Here is a 24,854-nt window from a genome sequence, read left to right as displayed (position 1 = left end):
GTGGCCATGGAGTTGTACGAGGAACCCGGCATCGGTGAGCGCATCGCCCGGCTGCGCGCACGCCGGAAGCTGACGCAGGAGGGCCTCGCCGAGCGGGCGGGCCTGTGCGTCGATATCGTCCGCAAGCTCGAACAAGGCGTACGTCGCACGGCGCGGCTGACGACGCTCAACGCGCTGGCCAGAGCCCTGGACGTGGAACCGTCCGCCCTCGTCGGGCAGCCTGCCACCTTCGAGGTGCGCAGCGCGGGCGAACAGCCCTCCGTCCTGGCGCTGCGGCAGGCCGTCTCGCCGGTGTCCGACCTGCTGGGCGACGATCCGGACCCCGAGGATCCACCGGGCATCGCGGCATTGCGGGCCTCCCTGCGCTCGACGGAGCGCATCCGCCGCGACGGACGGATGGCGGAAATCGGCGCGCTGCTGCCGCAGTTGATCAGGGATGCCAAGGCAGCCGCCCGCGCCACCACCGGGACCGAGGCCGCCGCGGCCCACTCCGTCCTGGCCGAGGCGTATCAGGTCGCCGCCACGACGCTGACCGCGCTGGGCAAGGAGGACGCCGCGTTCACCGCCCTCGAACGGTCGATGGCGGCGGCAGCCAAGGGCGACGACCCCCACCTGGAGACCGTCGGTTTCTCCAGCCTTGCCTGGGTGCTCACCAAGCAGGGCCGGCTGGCCGACGCCGAGCGCGTCGCGCTGAACGCCGCCGAACGCATCGAGCCCGGGTTCCGCTCCCCGCCGCTCGAACTGGCCCTGTGGGGAATCCTGCTGCTCCGTGCGGCAACGGCCGCGGTCCGTCTGGAGCGGCGCGACACGGTGCGGGACCTGCTCGCCATGGCGAGCGCGGCCGCGGCGGGAATCGGCACGGACCGCCTCGACTACGCGACGCCGTTCGGCCCGACCAACGTCGGTGTGGCCAAGGTCAACTTCCTGGTGGAGATGGAGGAGAGCGCCGAGGCACTGCGCACCTCACGCACCGTGCCCGAGCTGCACGCGCTGCCCCCGACCTGGCGTGCGCGGTTCCATGTGGACCGCGCACTGGCCTTCGCCGATCTGCACAAGGACGACGGCGCACTCCAGGCACTGCTCACCGCCGAGCGCACCGCGCCCGAATGGATGCGCTACCACTCCACGAGCCGCCGCCTGGTGGCCGACCTGCGCAACCGCGAACGACGGCGCACCTCACCGCTCACGGAGCTGGCCGGCCGTCTCGATATCGACGGGTAGGACAGTGCGTCCCAGCAGGGGCGGAAAGTGGCACAGGGCGTCACTGTCCGGGGCACAGGCCCCTGCCTAGCGTTGCCGCATCGTCAAGAACGACGGGCCCCACAGCCGCCGCCTGCGGCCCGGAGGGCCATGCCCACCCGACGAAAGCAGGTCGACGTGACACCCGCTTCCCCCGTCCGCAGCCGCCTCCGGGCGTACCCGCAGAACGCGCAAGCGGAGGCCGTCCGATGAGCGCGCCCCGCACCCCTCGGCTGCTCCCCTGGACCGGGCCGGACGACAAACCCTGCTATCTCCTCACGGACCAGGACGGTGGCTATGTTTCCGGGCGCGCCGATCAGGTCGAGGCGCTGCAACTCAGGATGGGCGTCGGGCTGCTGGAGCATGCCCGGGTTCTGATCGACGATCCGGCGGTGGACGCGCGGCAGTTGCGGTTTTTGTCGGCTCAGCTCAGTGCGGCGCTGCGGGACGCCTTACGGGTCGCGGAGAGCCGGGGCGCGCGGCCGGGAAGCGACAACACCCCGCCTGACCAGGTGTTTTGAGGAAGCGCCAAGGGCTTTCCCGGCGTGCGGGGGAGATCCCCCTCCGAACCGCCCCCGCACGCGCAAAGCGGCCGCCGCGTGTGGGGGTCGCGGCGGCCGCCGATGTGAACTGCAACGCGTCCCGGGCTTGTGGCCTCTTCAGTGGTGCAGCATGAGAACCACTCTGCCCGTGGGGTCCTCCCCGCGGCATCCTCCAGAGGTCGCGGGCTCACCCCCGCCGCTCGGCGGGGGTACGGGTCCGCCGCAGGGCGGTCCTGGACGACAGGGAAGCGGAACCGCGCGATGCGGGGCGGTTCCGCGGGCTCGGGTGGGCGCGAAGGAGAAAGGGGCGGCCGGTGATCCGTGTCGCTGTGGTGGACGACGAGCGGTTGGTCAGATCCGGACTGCGGATGATTCTGGGGACCGACCCGGACATCGAGATGGTCGCGGACTGCAGCGGCGCCGAGGCCGTGGAGACCGTGCTGCGGTGCGCGGCCGACGTCGTGCTGCTGGACATCCGGATGCCGGACGTGGACGGCCTGACCGTGCTGCGCCGGCTGCGCGCCGCCCCGGAGCCGCCCGCGGTGGCGATGCTGACCACCTTCGACGCCCAGGAGTATTTGACGGCGGCGCTGCGCGAGGGGGCGGCCGGGTTTCTGCTCAAGGACTCCGATCCGGAACAACTCGTACGGGCCGTGCGGACGCTGGCGGCGGGCGGCAGCGTGCTCGACCCGGGTGTCACCCGTGCGGTGATCGGGGGCTATCTGACCTCCGAGGACCAAGCCGCCGCGAACCGGGCGGTGAGCGGGCTGACCCCGCGGGAGTCGCAGGTGCTCGCCCTGCTCGGCGAGGGCCTGGGCAACGCCCAGATAGCCGACCGGATGGGGCTCGCCCCCAGTACGGTCAAGGACCATGTGCGCGCCCTGCTGGCCAAATTGGGCGGGATCAACCGCATCCAGGCGGCCATCGTCGCCGACCGTGCGGGTCTGGTGGCCGGCGATCCGCGGGGGGCGTGGTGAGAGCCGGGGGCAGGAGCGGCAGACGGGGCGGTCCGCTGACGTCCGGCCGTGGGGCGGCGGCGCGCGACGCCGAGTGGTGGCGGGCGGCGGCGCGCGGGGTGTGGGGGCGGCGGCTGCGCAAGGCCGCTCCGCTGGCGGTCCCGGTACTGCTGGCGGTCGCCGACGCAATGCTGGTCAACGGCGTCCAGTTCGGGCTGGAGCTGGGCGTCTCGATGCTGGCCGCGGCCGCCCTGCTGATCCGCCGGCGCTTTCCGCTGCTGGTCTTCCTCTTCACCCTTCCCGGGCTCTACATCGGCTACATCTGGTTCGCGCCGATGATCGCGCTCTACACACTGGCCGCCCGCCGGCCCGGCCGGGTGCGGCTCGGCATCTGTGCGCTGCTGCTGATCGCCGCGCACTTCTTCCCGTATCCGATCTCCGACTTCGAACTCACCGCGTACCGCGAGAACACCCTGGTGCTGATCGACGCCACGGTCACCTCGGCCGCACCCATCGCCCTGGGCCTGCTGGTGCGCACCCGCCGGGAACTGGCCTCCCGCGTGGAGGATCTGACCCGCAGCCTGCGGCGTGAGGACCGTCTGCTCGCGGACCGGGTCAAGACCACCGAACGCGCCCGGCTCGCCCGCGAGATGCACGACGTGGTGGCCCATCAGGTCAGCCTGATCAGCCTGCAGGCGGGGGCGGTGCAGGTCAGCACGGAGGACGCGGAGGCGCGCGCGGGTGCCAGGACGATCCGGGAGCTGTCCGTACGGACGCTGGAGGAGCTGCGGCACATGGTGGGCGTGCTGCGGGCGGACGGCGGCGAGGTGGCGGAGGCGCGCGGCCTGGCTCCCCAGCCCGACCTGGAGGAGCTGCCGCGGCTGATCGAGATGAGCGCGCTCGATGTGACGTACGAGGGTGGTGTGGTGGCCGGCGCCGGCGGCGTGAGGGGCGCGAAGACGGTGGAGCGGGCGGCCTTCCGCACGGTCCAGGAGGCGCTCACCAACGTCCGCAAGCATGCACCGGGGGCGCGGGTCCGGGTGCGGGTGGATCCGGTGGACGTGGTCCGGGGCGCGGGGGCGGACGGGGCGGAGGCGGCCGAGGAGGGCCGTACGGCGCACGGGCTGCGGGTGGAGATACGGAACGGGCCGCCGGATGCGACGGCGACGGTCCCCGGGCTTCCCGGGGGCGGACACGGTCTGGTGGGGCTGCGTGAGCGCGCCCAGAGCCTCGGCGGAACGCTGGAGGCTCGCCGCACCTCCGAGGGCGGCTTCGTCGTGCGGGCGGAATTCCCGTACGGAGCGGGGTGATCGGGGCGGCGCGGGCGGGCGAGCGGAAGGACTCGTGCGGCGGATGAGGCGCGTGACTCGTGCGGCGGATGGGCCGCGTGAGTCGCAAGGCCCCGTGCGAGGCCCTGGCTCGTGGGAGGCGGAAGGGGCGCATCCCGGAGGGACGGCGCGGCAGGGGCGCGTCCCGGATGCGTCAGGCGGAGAGCGGTGCGGCGGCCTCGTCGACGGCGGTGTGCAGGTCCGGGTAGACCTCGAAGAGCCGGCGTACGCCCAGTGCGGCCAGCACACGGTTGACGTGCGAGCCGTCCACGGCGCCCTGGGCGGGGAGGATCAGCCGCAGCCGCCCCTGACAGGAGCGCATCAGACGGCGGGCGGCGATCAGTACGCCCACGCCGCTGGAATCGCAGAACCGCACCTCGGAGAGATCGAGCACCAGAGATCTCCGCCCGTCGGCCACCGCGTCGTGCACATGCTGGCGCACCGCCGGTGACGTGACCAGGTCCATCTCACCGGACACCTGGAGTACGGCCCATGGGCCCTTTTCGTCTTCTGCCACCTTCAACGACACGCGCTCGAAGCCTTTCGCTCGCTTTCGTACCGGATGAACCGGGGTTGCATCCGGAACTCACCCTTCCCCGCCTCGACTGCCCGGCCCCTCTCCCCTGAAACTCTTCCGAACCCTTGGCGCAACAGGCAGTCCGTCTAAGGCTATGCCCCGACGACGCCGACTATTCGCCGACATCCGGTCACACACGGATAACACATAGCCCCATACGGGCACGAACGATCCGCATCGATCCGATGCGATCGGGCATTATCGCCACAAAGCGAGGGCATCGGCCCGTCAGGGCTTTACCATCCCCGTAACCCTCAGGGCTCGGTTTTGCCGCAAAGGAGCGTGCGTTGTCAGAGCCGCGCATTACATTCGATGGCACGGCGGAACTGTGAGGGTGCACACAGATCCGGGCAAGTGCGGGTGCAGGAGTGACGGCTGAGGTGTGAGCCCGGAGGCGACGGGCAGGGATGGGGATCCGATGGGACACGACGCCCCACCGCGGTGGGACAGGCGGATGCAGCAGCGGCTCGCCCATGGTGAGGCGGCTGCGCTCGGTGAGCTCTACGACCGCTTCGCCTCTCTGGTGCACAGCCTCGCCCATCGCGTCCTGGACGACGAGGACGCCGCCGACCGCGTCACCCGCGAGGTGTTCGGCTACATCTGGGAGCACCCGGATTCCTATGACCCCAAGCAGGGCCCGCTGCGCTCCTGGGTCGCCGGCGTCACCCGCCACCAGGCCGTCCAGCGGCTGCGCCAGACCGAGGCGGCCTCGGCGCGCGACTGCGGGCCCGACGCCCCCGCGCCCGCCGAAATAGAGCAGAAGATCCGCGAGGCCTCCACTGCGGCCCGCGCCGACTTCATCGTCACGTCCATGCCCGCACCCCTGCGGGCCGCCCTGGAGCTGGCGTACTTCCAGCGCCGGGACTACCGCCAGACCGCCGCCGACCTCGGCGTCACGGAGGACGAGGCCCGGCGTCGGCTCCGCCTGGGCCTGCAGCTGCTGTCCACCGCCCACAACCACCAGGCGCTGCCGCCCGCTCACCGCTCCACTCCCGCCCCGCGCTCCGCCCCCACCTCGCCCCATACGCCGCAGGCACCACACGCTCCCCGCGGACCGCGCCCGCCGCACAGCCGGCACACCGGCCCGGGGAGCTCCGCACCGCCCGGCGGCCCGGGCCATGGACGGTCCCTGTGAACGGCCCGGACGAGTGGGACGGCCAGGAACTCCCCGGCGGCCCCGGCGAACGGCCGCGGATACCCTCACCGCGCACCGCAGCCGAGGACCGCGGCCCGCTCCCGGACGCCCCGCCGGTACCTGTCCGCGACCCGATGAAGGACACCGGCGGCGGCCCCAGCGAACCGGAAGCCGAGCGCGTGACCGAGCTGACCGCTCCCGCACCCCTCGCCGTCCCGGCGCCCGCCCCGCCGCACCGGATCCTCAAGTCGCTGCTCGGCGCCTGGGCCCTGTCGGCCTGCTCCGCCGAGGAGACGGCCGCGGTCGAGGCGCATCTGACCGACTGCGCCTCCTGTGCGGACGAGGCGCTGCGGCTGCGCGATGCCGTCGGGCTGCTGCATCCCGCCGACAGCCTCGACCTCGATCCGCTGCTGCGCTCCCGTGTGCTGGAGGGCTGCCTGGGCCGCCGCCCGGCCCGTATCCCGGTGCCCGAGTGGGCGACGCCGTACGACGCGGAGACCGCCAAACTGGACGCGCTGCTGCGCGACATGGGCGAGGCGGAGTGGCGCGCCCCGGTGCGGCTGCGCTGGTTCGAGGGTGAGCGCCCGGTCCAGCGGGAGTCCACCGTCGCCGGTGTCATAGGGCATCTGATGGCGGTGGACGGCCTGGTCGCGACGGCTCTCGGGCTGCCCGATCCGCTCGGCACGGCCGCCCCGCCGGGTACCCCGGACCCCCTCATCCGTACGGAAACGTTCTGGCGGACGCCGGACGAAGAGCAGAGCCCGCTCGCCCTCCACGCACCATGGCGCGACCAGAGCTATGCGCTGATGCGGCAGGTGTCGTTCGCCGGCGACAAGGTGGCCGAACTCGCCGTGCCGTACGGGGAGTTCCGGCTCACGCTGCGCGACTCCTTCCTGGACCGCGCCTTCGAGTGCTGGGTGCATGCCGGGGACATCGCGGAGGCGGTGGACTATCCGTACGAGCCGCCGGCCTCCGGGCACCTCCACCGGATGGTCGACCTCGCCGCCCGGCTGCTGCCGAGCGCGCTGGCCGACCGCCGGCGGGCCGGGCTGGCCGCGCCGCCGCAGCGGCTGGTCGAGGCGGGCGCCCCGGGCCGTACGCTCCATCTGGAGGTCGAGGGCAATGGCGGCGGCCACTGGTACATAGCGCTGGACTCACCGGCCGCGCTCGGCACCCCGGACCGCACGGTCGCCCATATCGCCCTGGACAGCGCCGAGTTCTGCCAGCTGGCCGCCGGCCACATCTCGCCCGAGGAGGCCGCCGCGGGTCAGCACGGCGAACGCGACGCGATCCGCGAGGTCCTGTTCGCGACCGCGTCCCTGTCCCGCCTCTGAGCGAGGGCCTGTCCGCCTCCGATCCACCGGACAGGCCCTGGGGCAGTCGTGCCCGGCCGCCCGCCTTCCACGCCCGGTACGGGCTCTTGCGGGTGGGCGCTCTCGGAGTCTCGGGCTTACGGGCGCTTGCGGGCGCTTACGGGCACTCACGAGCACGTACGGGCGCTTACGCGAAGACGACCGTCCGGCTCCCGTTGAGCAGCACCCGGCGCTCACTGTGCCACTTCACCGCCCGTGCCAGCGCCTGGCACTCGACGTCCCGGCCGATCGCCACGAGCTGGTCCGGCGTGACCTCGTGGCCGACGCGCTCGACCTCCTGCTCGATGATCGGGCCCTCGTCGAGGTCGGCGGTCACATAGTGCGCGGTGGCACCGATGAGCTTCACACCGCGGGCGTGCGCCTGGTGGTACGGCTTGGCGCCCTTGAAGCTCGGGAGGAAGGAATGGTGGATGTTGATGATCCGGCCGGAGAGCGCCTTGCACAGATCGTCGGAGAGCACCTGCATATAGCGGGCGAGGACCACCAGCTCGACGTTCTCCGTCCGTACCAGCTCCAGCAGCTCCGCCTCGGCCTGGGCCTTGGTATCGCGGGTGACCGGAATGTGGCGGAACGGGATGTCGTACGAGCCGACCAGCTCGGCGAAGTCCGTGTGGTTGGAGACCACCGCCGCGATCTCGACCGGCAGCGCGCCGATCCGGGAGCGGAAGAGCAGGTCGTTGAGGCAGTGCCCGAACTTGGACACCATCAGGATGATCCGCATCTTCTCGTCGGCCCGGTGCATCTGCCAGTCCATGCCGAAGGAGTCGCCCACCGCCGCGAAGCTGGCCCGCAGCTTGTCGACGCTCACCGAGGTGTCCGCACTGAAGTGGACCCGCATGAAGAACAGCCCGGTGTCGTGGTCGCCGAACTGCTGACTGTCCTCGATGTTGCAGCCGGTGATGAAGAGGTAGCTGGAGACGGCGTGCACGATCCCCTGCTTGTCCGGGCAGGACAGGGTGAGGACGTACTGATCGTTCCGGTCGGGCTGACCGGGCTGGGTGGGCTGCGACTCGCTCATGACCTCATAGGGTCGCACACCTGCCGAGCAGGTCAGGCCGGGGTGTCCGGTCCGCCGGTCATGATGGCCAGCACCTCCAACGAGCGCGGCGCGGCATCGGGGTCCTCACCGTCCGCGGTCGCCAGCTGCAGATGGGCCTCACGGGCCGCCCGTACGGCCTCCGGCCAGCCTTCGTGCTCCATGTAGGCGGTCACCGGGGCGTCCGCGCCGACCTGGTGCATGATCCGCAGCACCCGGAGCACGGCGACATCGACGAGCTGGGCCTCCTGGGAGTCCCGGAAGATCGTGCCGACGTATTTCTCGGCGGACCAGTTGTCCAGCCAGGTGTCCTCGACGAGCCGGTAGACGGCGTCGGTGACATCTCCGTACCCGGGCAGGCCGGCCAGCCAGGCCTCCTGCTGGAAGCCTGGGTCGGAAAGCATGTGCAGCGCGGAGCGCACATTGCTGCGCCAGCGCCACCACGGCATGTCGTTGAGTGGCATGCCGCCCATGGTGGTCGAGCGGCGGCCGCGACGGGAAGACTTCTCCGAACCTTGCACAGCAATCGATCGTACGTTCTTCACCAATGATCTCAAGCGGCCCCCCGGAGTTCACCTCTACGTCACCATCCATTGCCTCGTCGTCACCAACCCGTTCCGGGCAGGACGGAAGGCTGCTGTCCCATGACCGGACGGCGACGCTCCTTCCCCCGCCCCTTTTCCTCCGCTCCCACGGTCGCGACCGCTTCGGCGGCGGCGTGTACGGCGGTCCTCGCGTCCCTGCTCTCGGGCTGCGGCTCTCTCGCCGGAGCGTCGGAGGGTTCCGGGGAGAAGGCCCCGGTCACGGTGATGACCTGGGCCCCCGAGGACACCAAGGCGACCAATATGCCGGGTATGCCGGCCATGGCGCAGGCCTACGCCCGCTGGATCAACTCCCGGGGCGGCATCAAGGGCCACCATCTGAAGGTGCTGACCTGCAACGAGCACAACGACTCGGTGACCGCGGCGCACTGCGCCCAGCGCGCGGTGGACGAGGGCGCCGTCGCCGTCGTCGGCTCGTACAGCCAGTTCGGCCGCTCGTTCATGTCGCCGCTGGAGGTCAAGGGCATCCCCTTCATCGGCGGCTACGGCGCCTCGGACGAGGAGTTCGAGAGCCCGCTGTCCTACCCCGTGAACGGCGGCCAGGCCTCCCTCCTCGCCGGGAACGGCCGCCAGCTGGCGCGTGACTGCAAGCGCGTGGCGCTGGTCCGGCCGGACAGCATCCAGGGGGACCAGATGCCGTCGCTGCTCAACTCCGGCCTGGTGAGCGGCAGTCGGCACCCGGCCAAGGACATCAAGGCGCCCGAGGACGGCACCGACTACTCGTCCGAGGTGAACCGCGCACTGGACGGTGTGGGCGCCGACCCGGTCGTCTACGGCACGTCCGCGGCCGGCGGAAAGGCGACGGGCTCCTGCGTGACAGCCTCGCTCGGCGACCACACGGACGCGTTCTTCGACTCGTTCCGGCGGCTGCAGGAGGAGAGTCCCAAGGTGCAGGTGGCTTCCGTCCTGGGCAGCGTCGGCCAGTCGCTGCTGAACCGTACGGGCGGCAGTGCCGGGCCGCTGGAAGGCGCGGACATCACCGGCTGGTACCCGGTCGCCCATGATCCGCGCTGGCAGCCGATGCGCAAGGTCATCAACGACTTCGCCTTCGGGGACAACCGCATCGACCCGGCCGACCAGGGCGTCCAGACGACCTGGATCGCCTACACCGTGCTGCGCGCCCTGGTCGGGCAGCTCGACGACGACGGCGTCGAGGACATCACCTCGCACGCCCTGCAGACGACGCTGGACCACGGTGACCACGCCATCGACACCGGCGGGCTGACCCCGAAGCTGCGCTGGCGGGACGACGACATGCTCGCCGTCCAGGACTTCCCGCGCATCGTGAACGGGATGGTGACCTACCAGGTCGTACGGGACGGCGAGTTGATCGCCGCCCGGGACGGTTTTGTGAACGTCACCAAGACGCTGGAGCGACGGCGTACGGACAGCTGAGGGGGAGCCGGCCGGAGTCGCGGGGAACCGCGGCGTACGGACAGCTCAGGGGGCCGGGAAGACGGCGGACCGCCGCGTACCGGCAGCTGAGGGGAGCCCGCCGGAGTCGCGGCGCCGGGCAGCCCGGAAGGGGCCGCCGGACGGGCTGCCGGGCGGGGCGGGCGGCTCGATGGCGCCCGCCCCGGACGCTGCTCAGAGCTGTTCGGGGCGGCGCTCCGTCAGCCCGTACTTCTGGGCGAGCGGGTTCCAGATCTGCGCCGCCTGCTTCTTGGCCGTGGTCGCCTGGCCGCTGGCCACATTGCCCTGGGCGGTCTGCCTGCTGAGCCGGGCCTTGCCCTTGTGGCAGCCCTTCTTACTGCCGACCTGGCCGGCCCAGGCCGCGTAGTGGTTGTCCGCGGCGGCGGAGGACTGCCAGGCCTTGGTCAGCGTGGCGGTCAGCTGAGCGTGGTTCGGGATCTTGTCGACGGGCAGCTGCTGCAGCCGCTTCACCAGGTCGCTGCGCTGGCCGGCCGCGGCCCGCAGGTCCTTGGCCGCGCCGCCGAGGTTGCTGCAGGACTTGATGCTGTTGACGGCGCCGATCACCGAGGAGCGGCTGTTGTTGCTGTCGCCCAGCAGCCCGTCGAGCCCCTTGGCCTGAGCCTCGGCCGGATCGGCGGACGGCTTCGGCTGCTCCGACTCCTTGGCCGCCTTCGTCGTGTCGGTTCCGCCGCCCTGCTTCTTCGCGCTGTCGTCGCTGCTGCCCCCGCTCAGCGCCCAGCCGAGCCCGAGGCCGGCCCCCGCGAGCGCCACGATGACGATGCCGACGATCGCGATCGGGGCGAGCCTGCGGCGGCCGCCCCCGTCGTCGTCGTACGAGCCCTTCTGGTCGTAGCCGCCGGGCGGGAACTGCTGGCCTTGGCCCTGCTGCTGGGCGTACGGCGGACGGCCCGGGTCCTCGAAGCGCGGCAACTGCGCGGTGGAGTCCGGGGCGCCGGCCTGGCCGGGTGTACCCGGCCCGTCGCGGAACAGGCCGTCGAACTCGGCGGGGGTGGGGCGGTCGCCGGGCGCACCGGGGCGGACGCCGTACGGCGCGCCGGGCGGCGGGGGCGGCGCACCGGCGCCGACCGGCGGGATGAGCTGGGTGGCCTCGGAGTCGCCCGCGCCCGGGGCGCCGGGCATCGGCTGCGACTGGGGCAGCGGCTGGGCCTGGGCCTGTCCCCGGTGTCCGCTCCGGTTCGGCTTGATCGCGCGCAGCATCGTGGTGGACTCGTCGGGCGTCTCGGGCCGGGTGGACGCCTCGGGCGGCAGTGGCGCGGCACCGGGACCGCCGGACGGCGCGTCGAAGGGCGAAATCAGCGCGGTGGCCTCCGCGCCGCTCGCGGCGGGCGGCAGCGGCGCGCCGGTCTGCGGGGTCGCCCGCACCAGCTCTCCGGTCGGCCCCTGCGGCTGCTGCCCATACTGCTGCTGGGGCTGCTGAGGCTGCTGGCCGTACGGCTGCTGCGGGGGCTGCTGGCCGTACGGCTGCTGAGGCTGCTGGCCGCTTCCGTACTGCTGTCCCTCGGGCGGCAGTGCGCCGGGCGCACCGTGGCCGTTCTGCACGCCGTGCGGCAGGAGCGCCGTCGCCTCGGCGGCCGAGCCGGCCGGCGGCAGCGGCGCGCCCGGCTGCTGGGGCGCCTGCTGCGGCATCGAGGGCGGGAGGGGCGGTAGCGGCGGCTGCCCCTGGGGCGGCGGCGGGAAGCCCTGGCCGCCCTGCGGCTGCTGCGGCTGAGGGGCCTGAGGAGCCTGGTGGTGCTGCGCCTGCGCCGGGGCATATCCCTGCTGGGCCTGGCCGTACTCCTGTGGCCGGCCTTGGCCGTACGCCTGCGGCTGCTCGTACCCCTGCTGCGGGGCGGGCGCCTCACCGTACGACTGCGGGGCGGGGGCCTCGCCGTACGACTGCGGGGCGGGCGCGGCCTGCCGGTCGGGGCCCCAGGGCTGGCCCCACGGCTGGCCGGCCGGCGGTGCGGCCTGCTGGTCGGGCACCCACGGCTCACCGTTGGCGGGCAGCACAATGCCCTCTCGCGCGGGACCGGCCGCAGAATTCTGCGGGTCGTGACCCTGTCCGCTCTGCGTCACCGTGACTCCTACCAACGTGCAGACCTAGGGAATCGTCGGCTGCACGCTACCGGGTCGCAGCAACGTTCGACCACGTCGCCTGGTCACGCCCCCGCCCACCCCGGAGCGCACCGGCCGGGCCCACGTCACCGGAACTGCCCGACGTCGTACGACAAACCCGACGACATATGACAAAGCGCTCCCCGCACCCGCCTCCGCCGTGCCGTCACCGTCGCCGCCACCGCCGTCACCGCCGCCGTGAGGCGTGGCGCACGCTTTACGCGTCGCCGTTCACGCCGCCGTGGCCCGCAGCTCCAGCCGGGCACTGAATTCCCTGACCACCGGTTCATCCCTGAAGGGCTCCAACCGCAGCTGGAAGTCCTCCAGATACTCCGCGCCGCGGTCGGAACGCAGCCCGCTCAACAGCTCCACCGCCTGGGTGCCCGTATGGCAGGCCTGCTCCACCTCCCGCTGCTGCGCCTGGGCACCGGCCAGCAGCAGCAGACCGATGGCCCGCCGCCGCGCCCGGCCCGCCGGGTGCCCGTCCAGCGCCTCCTGCGCACGCTGTCCGGCGGGCCCCGGCTGCCCCAGGTCCCGGTGACAGTGGGCGAGTTCATCGGCCAGATACGCCTGGTCGAAGTGGCCGATCCAGATCGGGTCGTCGCCCGCCTCGGCCGATGCTTCGGCGCGCTCCATCGCGGCGACCGCCCGGCCGGCCACCACCTGGAAGGCCCGGCCGTCGCCCATCAGGGCGTGTCCGCGCGCCTCCGCCGCACAGAACATCGCCTCCGCCCGTGGGGTGACATGGCCGCGGGCACCCTCCTGGGCGGCGCGCGCGAGCTGGGCGATCTCCCGGGGGTTGCCGAGCGAGGCGGCGAGATGGCTCATGCTCGCGGCCAGGACGTAGCCGCCGTAGCCGCGGTCTCCGGCCGCCTGGGCCAGCCGCAGCGCCTGGATGTAGTAGCGCTGGGCGAGGCCGGGCTGGCCGGTGTCGACGGCCATATAGCCACCGAGTTCGGTCAACCGCGCGACGGCGGCGAAGAGTTCCCGTCCGACGGACTCGCGGTACGAACCGGCCAGCAGCCCCGAGACCACGCTGTTGAGGTAGTGCACGACGACCGGCCTGACATGCCCGGCGCCGAAACGGTGGTCGAGTTCGCTGAGCGCCGTGGTCATGGCGCGTACCGCCTCGACGTCGGAGATCCCGACCCGGGCGCCGGCGTTCCGGGCGACCTGGCTGTCCGCGCCCGTGATCAGCCAGTCGCGGCTGGGCTCGACCAGCGCCGAGGCCGCGACCGTGGAGCCGCTGAGGAAGTCGCGCCGCCCGACATCGCTGCGCCACAGCTCACAGACCTGCTCGATCGCCCCGAGGACGGTCGGCGAGAACTGCAGTCCCACCCCGGATGCGAGGTTCTTGCCGTCGGCCATCCCGATCTCGTCGATGGTGACCGTGCGCCCCAGCTTGCGCCCCAGCGCCTCCGCGATGACGGCCGGTGCCCGGCCCCGCGGCTGCTGCCCACGCAGCCACCTGGCCACGGAGGTCTTGTCGTAGCGGAGGTCGAGACCGTGCTCCGCACCGCACATGTTGACGCGGCGGGCGAGCCCCGCGTTGGAACAGGCGGCTTCCTGGATCAGCGACTGCAGCCGTTCGTTGGGCTGCCGTGCGACGAGTGGCCTGGCGGCCATGCTTGTACCCCCTGTGTACTGCGGCGCGTTCACCGGCGAACGCCGTTCCTCGTGATCGATTCCCCGTGAATATGCCGGATATCCGAGAGATCCGGGATATGCGCGATAGGAGAGATCGGAGTGATACGCACTTTGCAGCGGATGCTCAGTTGTGAGCGTTTTGGGACCTGTCCGGAGCATCCTCGGTGCGGAGCGCTCGTTCACAAGGCGAAGGGTGCGCGGTGCCGTGCACAGATCACGGCGCCACCGTGCCGGGCTCCCCCGGGTGCACTGCGGCCTGCCGCCGGGCGGCCTCTCCGCCCGTCACGCAGGTGGCTACCCGCTCCTCGGACCCCGCCCGCACATGCGCCCCCACCGGTGCACCCATGCGCCCCACGTGCGAGAACGATGCGCCGGGGGGTCGGCCATTCGGCCGTAACCCTTGGTGACACCGGAAGTTGTCCTCTGCGTGGAAGAGACCATCGGAGTCACAGGAGCCTCGCAGATCCCCAAGCAGCGCGGCGAGCAGCTGCTCGACACTGCGGTGCGTTACGCGGAGGAACGGCACTGGGACGTGTTCCCCGGCGCATGGCTGGAGCACGACGGTGGGACGCCGCGCTGCTCGTGCGACGCCGGTGACTGCGCAGCGCCCGGCGCGCACCCCACCGCCCCCGGCTGGGCCGGACAGGCCACCGGCAGCGCGACCGCCGTCCGCCGTATGTGGAGCAAGCAGCCGCGGGCCTCGATCCTGTTGCCGACGGGCCGGACGTTCGAGGCACTGGACGTCCCCGAGACCGCGGGCTGCCTGGCGCTGGCCCGTATGGAGCGGATGGCACTGCCGCTCGGCCCGGTGACCCGCACCCCCGACCGCCGGATGCTCTTCCTCGTCCTTCCCGGCGCCTCGGTGAAGGTCCCGAAGCTCGTACGGCATCTGGGCTGGGCGCCGGCCGCGCTCGATCTGATCTGCCGCGGCGAGGGTGAGTACATCGCCGCACCGCCGACCCGGGTGGGCGCGCACGGCTCGGTGCAGTGGGCGCGCCGCCCCACCCCCACCAACCGCTGGCTGCCGGACGCCGAGGAGTTGATCAGCCCGCTCGCGTACGCCTGCGCACGGGACGCGGCCGCGGTCCGGGGGCGCTGACGCCGGACCGGTCCGCCCCTTGTCCCCAGGGGCGTCCATCACCCGGGCGCCGTCCGGTACCCGCCCGTATCGTGGGTTGCCGGACGGGGGCCAGGACGGCCTCTGCGGGGACGTCGAAGGGCAGGACCGGTGGCGAACGAGCCGGAACACGTAGATCAGCGGGCCGAGTCGGCACCGCCGCAGCCCACCACCGCCGCTTCTCCGGGCGGGCCGGCCGCGCCCCCGGAGGGCGCCGCGGCCGGTCCGCCCGCCGTGCGTATCCAGGGCCTGTGGAAAAAGTTCGGCGAGCAGATCGCCGTCAACGGCATCGATCTGACGTTGCCCGCCGGCCGCTTCATCGGGCTGGTCGGCCCCAACGGCGCCGGCAAGACCACCACCCTGTCCATGGTGACGGGCCTGCTGCGACCGGACTCCGGACTGGTCGAGATCGGCGGGCACGACGTCTGGCAGGACCCGGTGTCCGTCAAGTCCCGCATCGGGGTGCTGCCCGAGGGGCTGCGGCTCTTCGAGCGGCTGTCCGGCCGTGAACTCCTGGGCTACATAGGCAGGTTGAGGGGTCTGCCGGGCGACGAGGTCGACAAGCGGGCCGGGCAGCTGCTGGACGTGCTCGACCTGTCCGGCGCGCAGAACAAGCTGGTGGTGGACTACTCCACCGGTATGCGCAAGAAGATCGGGCTGGCGGCGGCGCTGCTGCACAACCCCGAGATCCTCTTCCTCGACGAGCCCTTCGAGGGCGTCGACCCGGTATCGGCGCAGACCATCCGCGGCGTACTGGAGCGCTACACCGACTCCGGGGCCACCGTGATCTTCTCCAGCCATGTGATGGAGCTGGTCGAGTCGCTGTGCGACTGGGTCGCGGTGATCGCCGCCGGGCGGATCCGTGCGGACGGCCCGCTCGCGGAGGTGCGCGGCGCGGCGCCCTCGCTGCAGGACGCCTTCCTCGAACTCGTCGGCGCACGGGGCCGCGGGGCGGGACAGAACCTCGACTGGCTGGGTGGTGGCGGCGCCCGATGAGCACCGAATCCGCCGCCGCGGCTGCCCGCCCGGCCTCCGCACCGTCCCTGACCGGCGTCTTCGTCCGGTTGAAGCTGTCGCTGCTGCGCAACGGGCTGCGTCAGTCCGTCGGCCGCTCGCTGGCCTATATCGCGTCCGCCCTGGTCGGTCTGCTGTTCACCGCCGGTGTCGTGCTGGGGCTGATCGCGCTGCGCGGCACCGCGCACGTCGGCGCCCTGGTCGTACTGCTCACCGGAATTCTCACCCTGGGCTGGGCGGCGCTGCCGCTGTTCTTCCCCACGGGTGACGAGACGCTCGACCCGACCCGGCTGGTCATGCTGCCGCTGCGGCCGCGGCCCCTGATCGTGTCGCTGCTGGTGGCCTCGCTCGTCGGCATCGGGCCGGTCGTCACCCTCGCGCTGGTCACCGGCTCGGTGATCGCGGTCGCGGATGGGGCGGCCGCGGCGGCCGTGGGCGCAGTGGCCGTCGTCCTGGTGGTGTTGGTGTGCGTATCGCTGGCGCGCGCGGTCGCCACGGCCTCGGTGCGGCTGCTGACCAGCCGCCGCGGCCGTGATCTCGCCGTGCTGGGCGGCCTGTTCATCGCCATCGGCGCGCAGGGCGTCAATATCGCCGCGCAGAAGCTGGGTCGGCCGGACGGCCTGTCCGTATTGGAGCCGGTGGGCACGGTGCTGCGCTGGGTGCCGCCGGCCTCGGCGGTCAGCGCCGTCGAGGACGCCGGACACGGGGCGTACGGGCGGGCGCTGGCCGGCCTGGCGCTGACGGCGGTGGCGCTGGTCCTGCTGCTGTGGTGGTGGCAGCGCACCCTGACCACCCTGATGACGTCCCCCGACTCCTCGACCCTCCAGGCGGTGGAGAAGGACAGCGCGCGCCGGGCCGGTACGAGGGAGCGAGGGCTCGCGAGGGTGCTGCCGGACGGGCGGACCGGCACGGTCATGCTCCGTACGCTGCGCTACGCATGGCGCGACCCCAAGTCGAAGATGGCGTGGGCGACCGCGCTCGGCGTCGGCCTGCTCGTGCCGGTCGTCTCGGCCGCGCAGGGCAACGGCAGCATCTACACGTCGTTCTCGGCGTCCGCGCTGCTCGGTGCGCAGATGTACAACCAGTTCGGGCAGGACACCTCGGCGTTCTGGATGGTCGCCTCGACGATCTCCACCCCACGGGACGCCTACCAGGAGCTGCGGGCGCGCGCCTGCGCGCTGGCGATGGTGGCCGTCCCGTACGTCACTCTGGTCGTCGTCGGCACCGCCGCCGTCATCGGGCCGTGGTCGGACTTCGTGGAGGTGTACGGGCTCTCGCTGGCCGTGCTGGGTGCGCTGCTGGCGACCGGGGCGCTGTCGTCGGCGGTCTTCCCGTACTCGATCCCCTCGGAGGGCAACAAGAACGTCGCGCCGGGACAGGGCGCGATCGCGTGGTTCAGCCTCTTCGGCGGGGTACTGGTGGGCGCGGTGCTGTGCGCGCCGCTGCTGGGCCTGACCATCTGGCTGCATGTCGCCAGTCTGCACTCTCTGTTGTGGGTGCTGCTGCCGGTCGGTGCGGTCTACGGCGTGGGAATCGCGGAGCTGGGACTGCGGGTGGCGGCGCCACGGGTGGCGCGGCGGCTGCCGGAGATTCTGGTGGCGGTCAGCAAGGGCTGAGGTCGCGTTCCGGGCGGGCGGGACCGGCCGGTCCGGCCGCGCCCGGCGGCCCCGCCGTGAAGTTGTCCACAGGCCGCACCGGCCGGCGCGCGGTGGCGGTAGCGTCGTCGCCACGACCTGGACGAGGGGTGGTGGGGGCGGTGCGGCGCACCGGAATGGTGCTGGTAACGGGCTGGCTTGCGATGCTGTTCTGTGCCGGGGCGGTGCAGGCGGCGCCGGCCGCCCCAGGCGCCGCGACGCAGCACGCCGACCTCGCCCAGCAACTGCGCAGGAACCCGGCGCACGTCAGCGACCGGATCGCGCGCGAGGCCCCGCGGCCGGCCGCGCCCCGCTTCGTAGGAGAGGCCCGGCGGCCGGGCGTGGCGACGTACGCCATGGCTCTGCCGCAGCACGGCGACGCGGTGTACGAGAAGGCCCTCACGCATCCGGGCAGCGGCTCCTCGGACAAGACCGCGCCGCGCCCCGCGCACAGCTCCCCGCTCGTACGGCTCCTGTCCCTCGCCGTGGGGCCGGTGCTGCTGCTGGCCGCTGTGGGGCTGTTGTTGCGGCGCCGGTCGCGGCTGCGTGATCTCTCGACGCCGTTCGCACTGCCGCGCTCGGTCTTCGCCGCCGCCCGGACGGCGGACGAGGCGGGACTGCGGGAGCGTGCCTCCGAGGAGGTCGTACGGCTGGGCCAGGAGGTGCGCACCACGCAGGGCGACCCGGCGGCCGTCGAGCGGGCCCTCGATGCGTACGCCGCGGCCGGTACGGTCCTGGACCGGGCGCGTGGAGTGCCGGATCTGGCGGGCGTGTTCGCGTTGATCGCCGAGGGCCGGGCGGCCCTCCCCAAGGCCCCGGCCACGCTCCCGCTGTGCTTCTTCCACCCGCTGCACGGCCCCGCCCTCCGCCGCATACCCTGGCGGCCGCCGGGCCGACGCGAGCAACTGCAGGTGGCCGCCTGCGAGACCTGCCTGCGCGCGATACGTGCCCGGCGCGCCCCGGAGGTCCTCACCGACCGGCTGGACGGCAGCCCCACCCCGTACTTCGAGCTCCCCGCCGAGGACAACGTCTGGGCGGCCAGCGGCTACGGCTCGCTGCTCAGCGGCCACGGCGACTCCCTCACCCACCGTGTCCAGCGCGGCGACTTCACCCACCCGCCGGGCTGACGATCGAGCGCCACGCACCGCGGGCAAGCACGCCGCCGTCGTTGCCTCGGGCGTCCGACCACCGGCACAACCCGACGCCACACTCCGCCGCTTCGCCGTCCCGGCACGCACGCTTCCGCACTCCTTGAGGGCGCACACACCCCACCCGTGCGAGCACAGGCTCCGCAACATCCGAGGGCGCCCGCTCCCCCACCCTTACGAGCAGGGGCTTGGCAACGCCTAGAGGACGTGGGCTCCCCCATGCTGAGCACGTGGGCCGCTCAGCTGGGCATCGTGGCCGTCCGGAGAAAGGGGTCGATGGCGGCGCACCATGCGTCGGGTTGTTCCCACGGCAGCAGATGTCCGGCGTCGGGGATTTCGGCGTAGGCGCCGTGCGGCAGCACCCGGACCATCTCCATGGCCTCGGCGCGGCCCAGTTCGGCATCGAGGCCGCGGACGACGAGGGCCGGGCACGACACCTGGGCGAGCTCCTCCCAATGAGCGTCATGGACCCAGGTCTCGCGGGCGGTGAGCATCTGCCGGCGGGAGAAGACGGGGCGCCAGCCGTCGGCACGCTCCGCCATCACCTCGGCGAAGAACTCGCCGCGGGCGGGACGGGGCCGCTCCAGGGTCGGGTCGTCCTCGCCGAACCACTTGCGGACATCCGCGAGGGTGGCGAACGGCAGCGGCCAGGACCGGAACCACTCGGTCCACTCGCGCTGCGAGGCCGCCCCGAGCGCCGAGGCCCGCATATCGCAGATGACCAGCGCACTGACCAGATCTGGTCTTCGGGCCGCTAACTGCCACGCCGTCAGGGCACCCATGGCATGCCCGACAAGGGCGACCGGCGCGAGGCCGAGCTGCTCGATGGCCGCGATGGCGTCATCGACGTACGCCTCGCGGTCGTACGGCCCGTCGGTGGGCTTCTCGCTGCGGCCGTGGCCCCGCTGGTCCAGCGCGACGGAGCGGTGGCGTGCGCTCAGGCGGCGCGCGGTGGCGGCCCAGTGCGAGGCGCGGCCCATCAGACCATGGAGCAGGAGTACGCCCGGCCGTCGCTCGCTCTCCTCCAGCCCGCCGCCGATCTTGGGCGGGTCGGTGAATTCCCAGGCGGCGAGGCGTACGCCGCCAACGCCTGTTACATCGATGCGCTGCACCATGTGCCCTGGCACCCCCAATCGTCCCTTGAGCAGCCCCACACTATCGAACCCCTATTCGAACGCGCCGTTCCGGCGCGCAATACCCCTCGTTCGAGTGACCTCACTCAAGGATTGGCCGCGCCCGCCACGGGGAGACATCTGCCGGGAGGCGGGCCCTACCGGGAAGGGGGCCCGTGGGGAAGACCCTGGGAGCTCGGGGCTCCGGGTCTTGGGCGGGGGACATGGGGAGGCAGGGCCCCGGCTGCTCGCAGCGCCGGGGCCCTGACCGTGTCCGTATTGCATGGATGCATCCGAGCCCCCTCCCGGCCAGGACAGGCCGATGCATGGCCATGCGTCAGCGTGACACGAGACCGGCCGTATCGCACGGATTCGCACAAGTCCGTTCAACAGGAAAGAACTTGCCGAACCCGCCGAGCGACGCGTCAGCGCAGCTCAGCGGGCTCGCGGGAAGGGTCCGGCCGGAAGTGCGGAAAGGAAAGAGGCTGAAACTGCTTTCAGCGCTTGGCGACAAACACATGTGAGGCGATCTCGGAGTCCAGCTCGGCGGCCTCGCCGCTGCTGCCGACCAGCACACCGGCCGGCGACTCCGTCACGCTCACGACCGCGCCCGGCTGCACACCGGCCCGCCGGAGGGTGTACATCAGCTGCGCGTCCGCCTGGATCGGCTCGCCGATCCGGCGCACGACGGCCGTCTTGCCTTCGGCCCCGGCGTCCAGATCCATCAGGCTCACCATGCCGGCGTCCAGGAACGGGTCGACCTCGGACTTCTCGCCGAGTTCCTCCAGCCCCGGGATGGGGTTGCCGTACGGCGACTCCGTCGGATGCCGCAGCAGTTCCACGACGCGGCGCTCGACGGCCTCGCTCATCACGTGCTCCCAGCGGCACGCCTCGGCGTGCACCTGCTCCCATTCGAGCCCGATGACGTCGACGAGCAGGCATTCGGCGAGGCGGTGCTTGCGCATCACTCGCGTCGCCAGCTGCCGGCCCTCCTGCGTCAGCTCCAGATGCCGGTCACCCGCGACCGTCAGCAGCCCGTCTCGCTCCATGCGCGCCACCGTCTGGCTCACCGTCGGGCCGCTCTGTTCGAGCCGCTCCGCGATGCGGGCGCGCATGGGCACCACACCTTCCTCTTCCAGCTCGAGGACGGTGCGGAGATACATCTCCGTGGTGTCGATCAGTCCGGACATGCGTGCCCCTCGATGTGTGGTGCGGTGGCCCTGGACTCAATTCTGACGCATCTCGCTGACAACGGTGCCTCCTCGTCCCCTACGGGACCCTCACGGCCGTATTGACAGGGCACTGGTCCAGACCGCAACGTGATCCGCGCCACTGATCAGATACGACCAGATCCGACGTGATGCGACGAGAGGGGACCGCGTCCATGGCTGAGAGCGACCGGAGCGAGCGGCTGACCGGGAAGTACTTCGACGCCGCGATCGACCTGCTGCGGCAGGTCCGCGACGAAGAGGGCGACCGGATCGCCGCGGCCGGGCAGCTGATCGCGGACACCGTTGCGGCGGGCGGCCGGGTCTTCTCCTTCGGCGCCGGGCACTCCTCGCTCCCCTCACAGGACACGGTCTACCGCGCGGGCGGCCTGGCGATCATGAATCTGCTGTCCGTCCCGGGTGTGGTCGGCGTGGACGTACGGCCCGCGACGCTCGGCAGCGCCCTGGAACGGGTCCACGGGCTGGCCGCGGCCGTCCTGGACACCAGCCCCCTGGAGGCGGGCGATGTGCTGGTGATCATCTCGCTCTCCGGGAGGAACTCGCTGCCCGTCGAGATGGCCATGAACGCGCGCGCCCTCGGCATCAAGGTCATCGGCGTGACGTCGGTGGCGTATGCGGACGCGACCAAGCCCCGGCACACCTCCGGCAGCTTCCTCAAGGACCACTGCGACCTGGTGCTGGACAGCCGGATCCCGGTCGGCGACGCGGAGTTGACGCTGCCGCGGATCGACGCGCCGTTCGCCCCCGCCTCCACGGTCGTCACCAGCGCGATCATGCAGGCCATGGTGGCGACGGCCGCGGGCGCCCTCGCCGAGCGGGGCATCGACCCGCCGCTGCTGCGTTCCGGGAACGTCGACGGCGGGCACGACTGGAACGCCCGGGTGATGGGCGAGTACGCGGACCGGATCTTCTACCGGCAGTGAGCGGCCGGCCGCCTCAGCACGACGCCGCGCCCGCGAGGTCGAGGGCCGTGGCGATCCGGGCCGCGACCTCCTCCGCGTAGTCCGCGTCCGCACGGTCGAAGGGGCGGCGCGCGGGCGCCCGCAGAAAGGTCGCGACGCCGAGCGTGCGGCCACGGCTGCGCAGCACCACACACAGGCCGTGCACGGTGCCGTCCGGCCAGTTGCGGGCGGCCGCCCAGCCCTCGGGCGAGGCGGTACCTGCGCTGGTACGCACCGAACCGCGCCGCTCGTAGGCCTGGATCGCCGGATGCCCCGGCACGTACGGCGTGGGAATACCGGCCGCCGGCAGCATCTCCGAGGGGCCGGGAGACCCGGCGGGGGAGGCCAGCGTCCGCACCAGCCGAGGCGTGCCCCGGCGCCCGCGCCGACCGGTATCCGCGCCGGTGGTGGCCGCCTGCGGGGGGCCGGCCGGCGGCTCGGCGCCGCCCGGCGAGCCCGCCCCGTCCGACACCGCGGACGCGTCGGACGCCTCGCCCTCCGCCCCGGGCGCGTCGTCGTACGCGGAGGGCGCGTCGCCGTACGCGTCGTCGTAGGTATCCCCCTCGGCGACCGCTCCGTACGGCGCCGGGGCGTGCGTCGCGGCGAGGTCGACCAGGCCGTGGTCGGCGAAGCCCGCCAGGGCGAAGTCGAGGTGGACCGCGGCGGCCTCGGCCGGGTCCGGGCACTCCGCTGCCGCCCGGCCGGCACGGTGGAGCTGATGGGCGCGAAAGCGCAGCAGCGAGCTGTCCTGCTCGGCGCGCTTGGCGTCCGTGACGTCCTGGAAGAGCCAGGCCACGCCCAGCGGCACCGGCTCCTCCGCCAGCGGGGAGACCAGCCGGACGAAGCCGCTGCGCCAGCACCGCCGCGGCAGCTCGGCCTCCTCGGAGCGCAGCGTCACCCACAGCTCGGTGACGGCCGGCGGCGCGCCCTCGGCGAGGACATGCTGCAGGGCGCACTCCAGCTCCTCGACACCCTGCGCCAGCAGCTCGCCCAGGGGGCGCCCCAGCAGAGAGGTGCGCCCCACGCCCAGGGCACGGGCGGCGTGTGCATTGACGGCGGCGGGCCGCAGATCGGCGTCGATCAGCACCACGCCCCACGACGCATCCTCGAACAGCGCCTCGCTGAGCGCGATGGACCGCTCCAGGTCCATCTGGGTGTGCACCTCGCTGAAGGCGCAGTACACCCCCGCGACCCGGCCGCCGGGGCCGCGCACCGCGGAGGCCTGGGTGCGGACGAGGACGCGGTGGCCGTCCTTGGTCAGCAGGGCGAATTCCTGCACCTGGCGGCCCGGGGAGCGCATCGCGGCCGCGAGGGCGGCCTCGATCCCGTCGGCGTCCTCCTTGCGGACCGCCCAGCCGGCCAGGCCCGTACGGCCGACGGCTTCGGTGGTGGTCCAGCCCAGGATGCGTTGGGCCTCGTGGTTCCAGTGGGTGACCGTGCCGTCCGCGGCGAAGGCGACCAGGGCGGCGTCCATGCCGTCCAGGAGCGCGGCCAGCAGACCGGAGTCATCGGTCTCGTCGGCGGAGCAGCGCGCCGCCGACGAGGCAGAAGAAGCTGACGAAGCAGTCACTGGCACCCCTTACGAACGCGGCCGCACGTGCTCCACCTGGGAACATTCAACTGGAACGTGACTCACCCCACACCCGATTCGCGGAAATCGTTGCTAACGGGAAATTCCCTTGTGTGCGGCCGGACAGCTTCCTAATGTGTGGAGCACACGAGAAGGGAGGTGGTTCGGCAGATGATTTCGCACCGGACGCGTGAGGTGGCTGCGGGCTAGCGGCCCGTCGCTTCACCCTGAAGTGCAGCGCCGGACCAGCGCATACTGCAGATGCGCAGCCGGCCAATCCCAAGCAGTCACCCGACCCGCGGGCTGCCGGTTCGTCCGACCGGCCCTCTGCGCCACCGAGCGCGGAGGAAACAGCCCGCGGGTCGTCTGCGTTGTCGAGACGTTGTCGACACCGGCGCCGCGTGATCTGCGTCTGCACACGACGGACGGGCAGCCCTCGGGACGAGGCGCGTGCCGTCAGGTGCCTGGCCCGCCGTCAGGGCGCCAGGCGCTCCACTCTCCAGGTCCCTTTCTCGCGCACGTACCGCAGCCGGTCGTGCAGCCGGTTGAGCCGGCCCTGCCAGAATTCGATCGTCTCGGCGGCGATCCGGTAGCCGCCCCAGTGCGGCGGCGCCGGCACCTGCTCGCCTTCCGGGTAGCGGGCCGCCAATTCCCCGTAGGCCTGTTCCAGTTCGGCGCGCGAGGCGACCCGGGCGGACTGGTCACTGGCCCAGGCACCGAGTTGGGAGCCGTGCGGGCGGGTGCGGAAGTAGGCGGCGGTCTCGTCCCGGCCGATGCGCTCCGCGGTGCCGGTCACCACGACCTGACGGGCGAGCGGATGCCACGGGAACAGCAGCGAGACGGCCGGATTTGCGGCCAGTTCACGGCCCTTTTGGCTGTTGTAGTTCGTGAAGAACACAAAGCCGCGGTCGTCGAACGCCTTGAGGAGTACGGTGCGTGAGCTCGGCCGGCCGGCGGCGTCAGCCGTAGAGACGACCATCGCGTTCGGCTCGTGCAGACCGGCCACGGTCGCGTCCTTGAACCAGCGCGCGAACTGGTCATAGGGGCTGGCGGCGAGATCGGACTCGACGAGTCCCTCGGCGCGGTAGTGCGCACGCATGGAGGAGGGATCGGGGGTCTCGGCATG

At 72.5% G+C, this 24,854-nt stretch carries 20 protein-coding genes and 1 pseudogene; 12 read left to right on the top strand and 9 right to left on the bottom strand.

The window, feature by feature from the left end:
• Nucleotides 1–6 precede the first annotated feature (6 nt).
• The 4 genes from ACWGI6_RS13360 (at nt 7) to ACWGI6_RS13345 (ending at nt 4,047) form a co-directional block, all read left to right on the top strand.
• On the top strand, nt 7–1,221 hold the full coding sequence (locus ACWGI6_RS13360) for a helix-turn-helix domain-containing protein (protein ID WP_453267603.1): 1,215 nt from the start codon (nt 7–9) through the stop codon (nt 1,219–1,221).
• A gap of 227 nt (nt 1,222–1,448) precedes the next feature.
• Nucleotides 1,449–1,760 carry a hypothetical protein gene (locus tag ACWGI6_RS13355; RefSeq protein ID WP_453267602.1) on the top strand — a complete coding sequence of 104 codons (312 nt, stop codon included), beginning with the start codon at nt 1,449–1,451 and terminating at the stop codon, nt 1,758–1,760.
• Nucleotides 1,761–2,095: 335 nt separating this feature from the next.
• On the top strand, nt 2,096–2,758 hold the full coding sequence (locus ACWGI6_RS13350; RefSeq protein ID WP_393910533.1) for a response regulator: 663 nt from the start codon (nt 2,096–2,098) through the stop codon (nt 2,756–2,758).
• Nucleotides 2,755–4,047: a sensor histidine kinase gene (locus tag ACWGI6_RS13345; RefSeq protein WP_453267601.1), complete on the top strand. Its 1,293-nt coding sequence runs from the start codon at nt 2,755–2,757 to the stop codon at nt 4,045–4,047. Before ACWGI6_RS13350 ends, ACWGI6_RS13345 begins: the two co-directional genes overlap by 4 nt.
• A 172-nt stretch (nt 4,048–4,219) precedes the next feature.
• Here the strand turns inward: ACWGI6_RS13345 and ACWGI6_RS13340 are convergent, their stop codons facing one another.
• Nucleotides 4,220–4,582, bottom strand: a complete 363-nt coding sequence (locus ACWGI6_RS13340; protein ID WP_453267600.1) for an STAS domain-containing protein — start codon at nt 4,580–4,582, stop codon at nt 4,220–4,222.
• 478 nt (nt 4,583–5,060) lie between these two features.
• Between ACWGI6_RS13340 and ACWGI6_RS13335 the strand changes: the two are divergent.
• Both ACWGI6_RS13335 and ACWGI6_RS13330 read left to right on the top strand, forming a co-directional pair.
• Nucleotides 5,061–5,642 (top strand): annotated as a pseudogene (locus ACWGI6_RS13335) (sigma-70 family RNA polymerase sigma factor); the annotation flags it as partial.
• Nucleotides 5,643–5,773: 131 nt separating this feature from the next.
• Nucleotides 5,774–7,111 carry a zf-HC2 domain-containing protein gene (locus ACWGI6_RS13330; protein WP_453267599.1) on the top strand — a complete coding sequence of 446 codons (1,338 nt, stop codon included), beginning with the start codon at nt 5,774–5,776 and terminating at the stop codon, nt 7,109–7,111.
• A gap of 166 nt (nt 7,112–7,277) precedes the next feature.
• Here ACWGI6_RS13330 and purU read toward each other — a convergent pair whose 3' ends face one another.
• Complete coding sequence (gene purU / locus ACWGI6_RS13325; protein WP_453267598.1) at nt 7,278–8,168, bottom strand: formyltetrahydrofolate deformylase; 891 nt, start codon at nt 8,166–8,168, stop codon at nt 7,278–7,280.
• A 32-nt stretch (nt 8,169–8,200) separates the two neighbouring features.
• Nucleotides 8,201–8,713: an SCO4402 family protein gene (locus ACWGI6_RS13320; protein ID WP_453267681.1), complete on the bottom strand. Its 513-nt coding sequence runs from the start codon at nt 8,711–8,713 to the stop codon at nt 8,201–8,203.
• 117 nt (nt 8,714–8,830) lie between these two features.
• Between ACWGI6_RS13320 and ACWGI6_RS13315 the strand changes: the two genes are divergently transcribed.
• Nucleotides 8,831–10,183 carry an ABC transporter substrate-binding protein gene (locus ACWGI6_RS13315; RefSeq protein ID WP_453267597.1) on the top strand — a complete coding sequence of 451 codons (1,353 nt, stop codon included), beginning with the start codon at nt 8,831–8,833 and terminating at the stop codon, nt 10,181–10,183.
• Nucleotides 10,184–10,375: 192 nt separating this feature from the next.
• Here ACWGI6_RS13315 and ACWGI6_RS13310 read toward each other — a convergent pair whose 3' ends face one another.
• Both ACWGI6_RS13310 and ACWGI6_RS13305 read right to left on the bottom strand, forming a co-directional pair.
• The gene (locus ACWGI6_RS13310) at nt 10,376–12,277 is read right to left on the bottom strand and encodes a hypothetical protein (protein ID WP_453267596.1); all 1,902 of its coding nucleotides are present in this window, start codon (nt 12,275–12,277) and stop codon (nt 10,376–10,378) included.
• Nucleotides 12,278–12,547: 270 nt separating this feature from the next.
• Nucleotides 12,548–13,942: a transcriptional regulator gene (locus ACWGI6_RS13305; protein WP_453267595.1), complete on the bottom strand. Its 1,395-nt coding sequence runs from the start codon at nt 13,940–13,942 to the stop codon at nt 12,548–12,550.
• Nucleotides 13,943–14,390: 448 nt separating this feature from the next.
• Between ACWGI6_RS13305 and ACWGI6_RS13300 the strand changes: the two genes are divergently transcribed.
• The 4 genes from ACWGI6_RS13300 (at nt 14,391) to ACWGI6_RS13285 (ending at nt 18,855) form a co-directional block, all read left to right on the top strand.
• A complete protein-coding gene (locus ACWGI6_RS13300; protein ID WP_453267594.1) occupies nt 14,391–15,062 on the top strand; it encodes a bifunctional DNA primase/polymerase in 672 nt (223 codons plus the stop codon).
• 129 nt (nt 15,063–15,191) lie between these two features.
• Nucleotides 15,192–16,076: an ABC transporter ATP-binding protein gene (locus ACWGI6_RS13295; protein ID WP_393910525.1), complete on the top strand. Its 885-nt coding sequence runs from the start codon at nt 15,192–15,194 to the stop codon at nt 16,074–16,076.
• The gene (locus tag ACWGI6_RS13290; protein WP_453267593.1) at nt 16,073–17,710 is read left to right on the top strand and encodes a transporter; all 1,638 of its coding nucleotides are present in this window, start codon (nt 16,073–16,075) and stop codon (nt 17,708–17,710) included. Before ACWGI6_RS13295 ends, ACWGI6_RS13290 begins: the two co-directional genes overlap by 4 nt.
• 140 nt (nt 17,711–17,850) lie before the next feature.
• Nucleotides 17,851–18,855 carry a hypothetical protein gene (locus ACWGI6_RS13285; protein ID WP_453267592.1) on the top strand — a complete coding sequence of 335 codons (1,005 nt, stop codon included), beginning with the start codon at nt 17,851–17,853 and terminating at the stop codon, nt 18,853–18,855.
• Between the two features lie 260 nt (nt 18,856–19,115).
• Here ACWGI6_RS13285 and ACWGI6_RS13280 read toward each other — a convergent pair whose 3' ends face one another.
• Both ACWGI6_RS13280 and ACWGI6_RS13275 read right to left on the bottom strand, forming a co-directional pair.
• Entirely contained in the window at nt 19,116–19,991 is an 876-nt protein-coding gene (locus ACWGI6_RS13280) for an alpha/beta fold hydrolase (RefSeq protein WP_453267591.1), read from the bottom strand.
• A gap of 494 nt (nt 19,992–20,485) precedes the next feature.
• Nucleotides 20,486–21,178 (bottom strand): metal-dependent transcriptional regulator, encoded by a 693-nt coding sequence (locus tag ACWGI6_RS13275; RefSeq protein WP_453267590.1) that lies wholly within the window; start codon nt 21,176–21,178, stop codon nt 20,486–20,488.
• A 194-nt stretch (nt 21,179–21,372) separates the two neighbouring features.
• Here ACWGI6_RS13275 and ACWGI6_RS13270 point away from each other — a divergent pair, with 194 nt between their 5' ends.
• Entirely contained in the window at nt 21,373–22,140 is a 768-nt protein-coding gene (locus ACWGI6_RS13270; protein WP_453267589.1) for an SIS domain-containing protein, read from the top strand.
• Nucleotides 22,141–22,153: 13 nt separating this feature from the next.
• Here the strand turns inward: ACWGI6_RS13270 and ACWGI6_RS13265 are convergent, their stop codons facing one another.
• The gene (locus ACWGI6_RS13265; protein WP_453267588.1) at nt 22,154–23,728 is read right to left on the bottom strand and encodes a PAS domain-containing protein; all 1,575 of its coding nucleotides are present in this window, start codon (nt 23,726–23,728) and stop codon (nt 22,154–22,156) included.
• 475 nt (nt 23,729–24,203) lie between these two features.
• Nucleotides 24,204–24,827: a pyridoxamine 5'-phosphate oxidase gene (gene pdxH, locus ACWGI6_RS13260; protein ID WP_453267680.1), complete on the bottom strand. Its 624-nt coding sequence runs from the start codon at nt 24,825–24,827 to the stop codon at nt 24,204–24,206.
• Between the last annotated feature and the right edge of the window lie 27 nt (nt 24,828–24,854).

The organism is Streptomyces sp. NPDC054786 (assembly GCF_053611685.1).
The sequence above is the reverse complement of the archived record's forward strand: the minus strand, read 5'-3'. Positions and strand labels throughout refer to the sequence as shown.

Bases quoted from the DNA above. Each gene is read 5' to 3' on its own strand.
- ACWGI6_RS13355 (WP_453267602.1), top strand. From the start codon at position 1,449: ATGAGCGCGCCCCGCACCCCTCGGCTGCTCCCCTGGACCGGGCCGGAC.
- purU (WP_453267598.1), bottom strand. From the start codon at position 8,168: ATGAGCGAGTCGCAGCCCACCCAGCCCGGTCAGCCCGACCGGAACGAT.
- ACWGI6_RS13270 (WP_453267589.1), top strand. From the start codon at position 21,373: ATGGCTGAGAGCGACCGGAGCGAGCGGCTGACCGGGAAGTACTTCGAC.
- pdxH (WP_453267680.1), bottom strand. From the start codon at position 24,827: ATGCGTGCGCACTACCGCGCCGAGGGACTCGTCGAGTCCGATCTCGCC.
- ACWGI6_RS13290 (WP_453267593.1), top strand. From the start codon at position 16,073: ATGAGCACCGAATCCGCCGCCGCGGCTGCCCGCCCGGCCTCCGCACCG.
- ACWGI6_RS13280 (WP_453267591.1), bottom strand. From the start codon at position 19,991: ATGGTGCAGCGCATCGATGTAACAGGCGTTGGCGGCGTACGCCTCGCC.
- ACWGI6_RS13315 (WP_453267597.1), top strand. From the start codon at position 8,831: ATGACCGGACGGCGACGCTCCTTCCCCCGCCCCTTTTCCTCCGCTCCC.
- ACWGI6_RS13275 (WP_453267590.1), bottom strand. From the start codon at position 21,178: ATGTCCGGACTGATCGACACCACGGAGATGTATCTCCGCACCGTCCTC.
- ACWGI6_RS13305 (WP_453267595.1), bottom strand. From the start codon at position 13,942: ATGGCCGCCAGGCCACTCGTCGCACGGCAGCCCAACGAACGGCTGCAG.
- ACWGI6_RS13360 (WP_453267603.1), top strand. From the start codon at position 7: ATGGAGTTGTACGAGGAACCCGGCATCGGTGAGCGCATCGCCCGGCTG.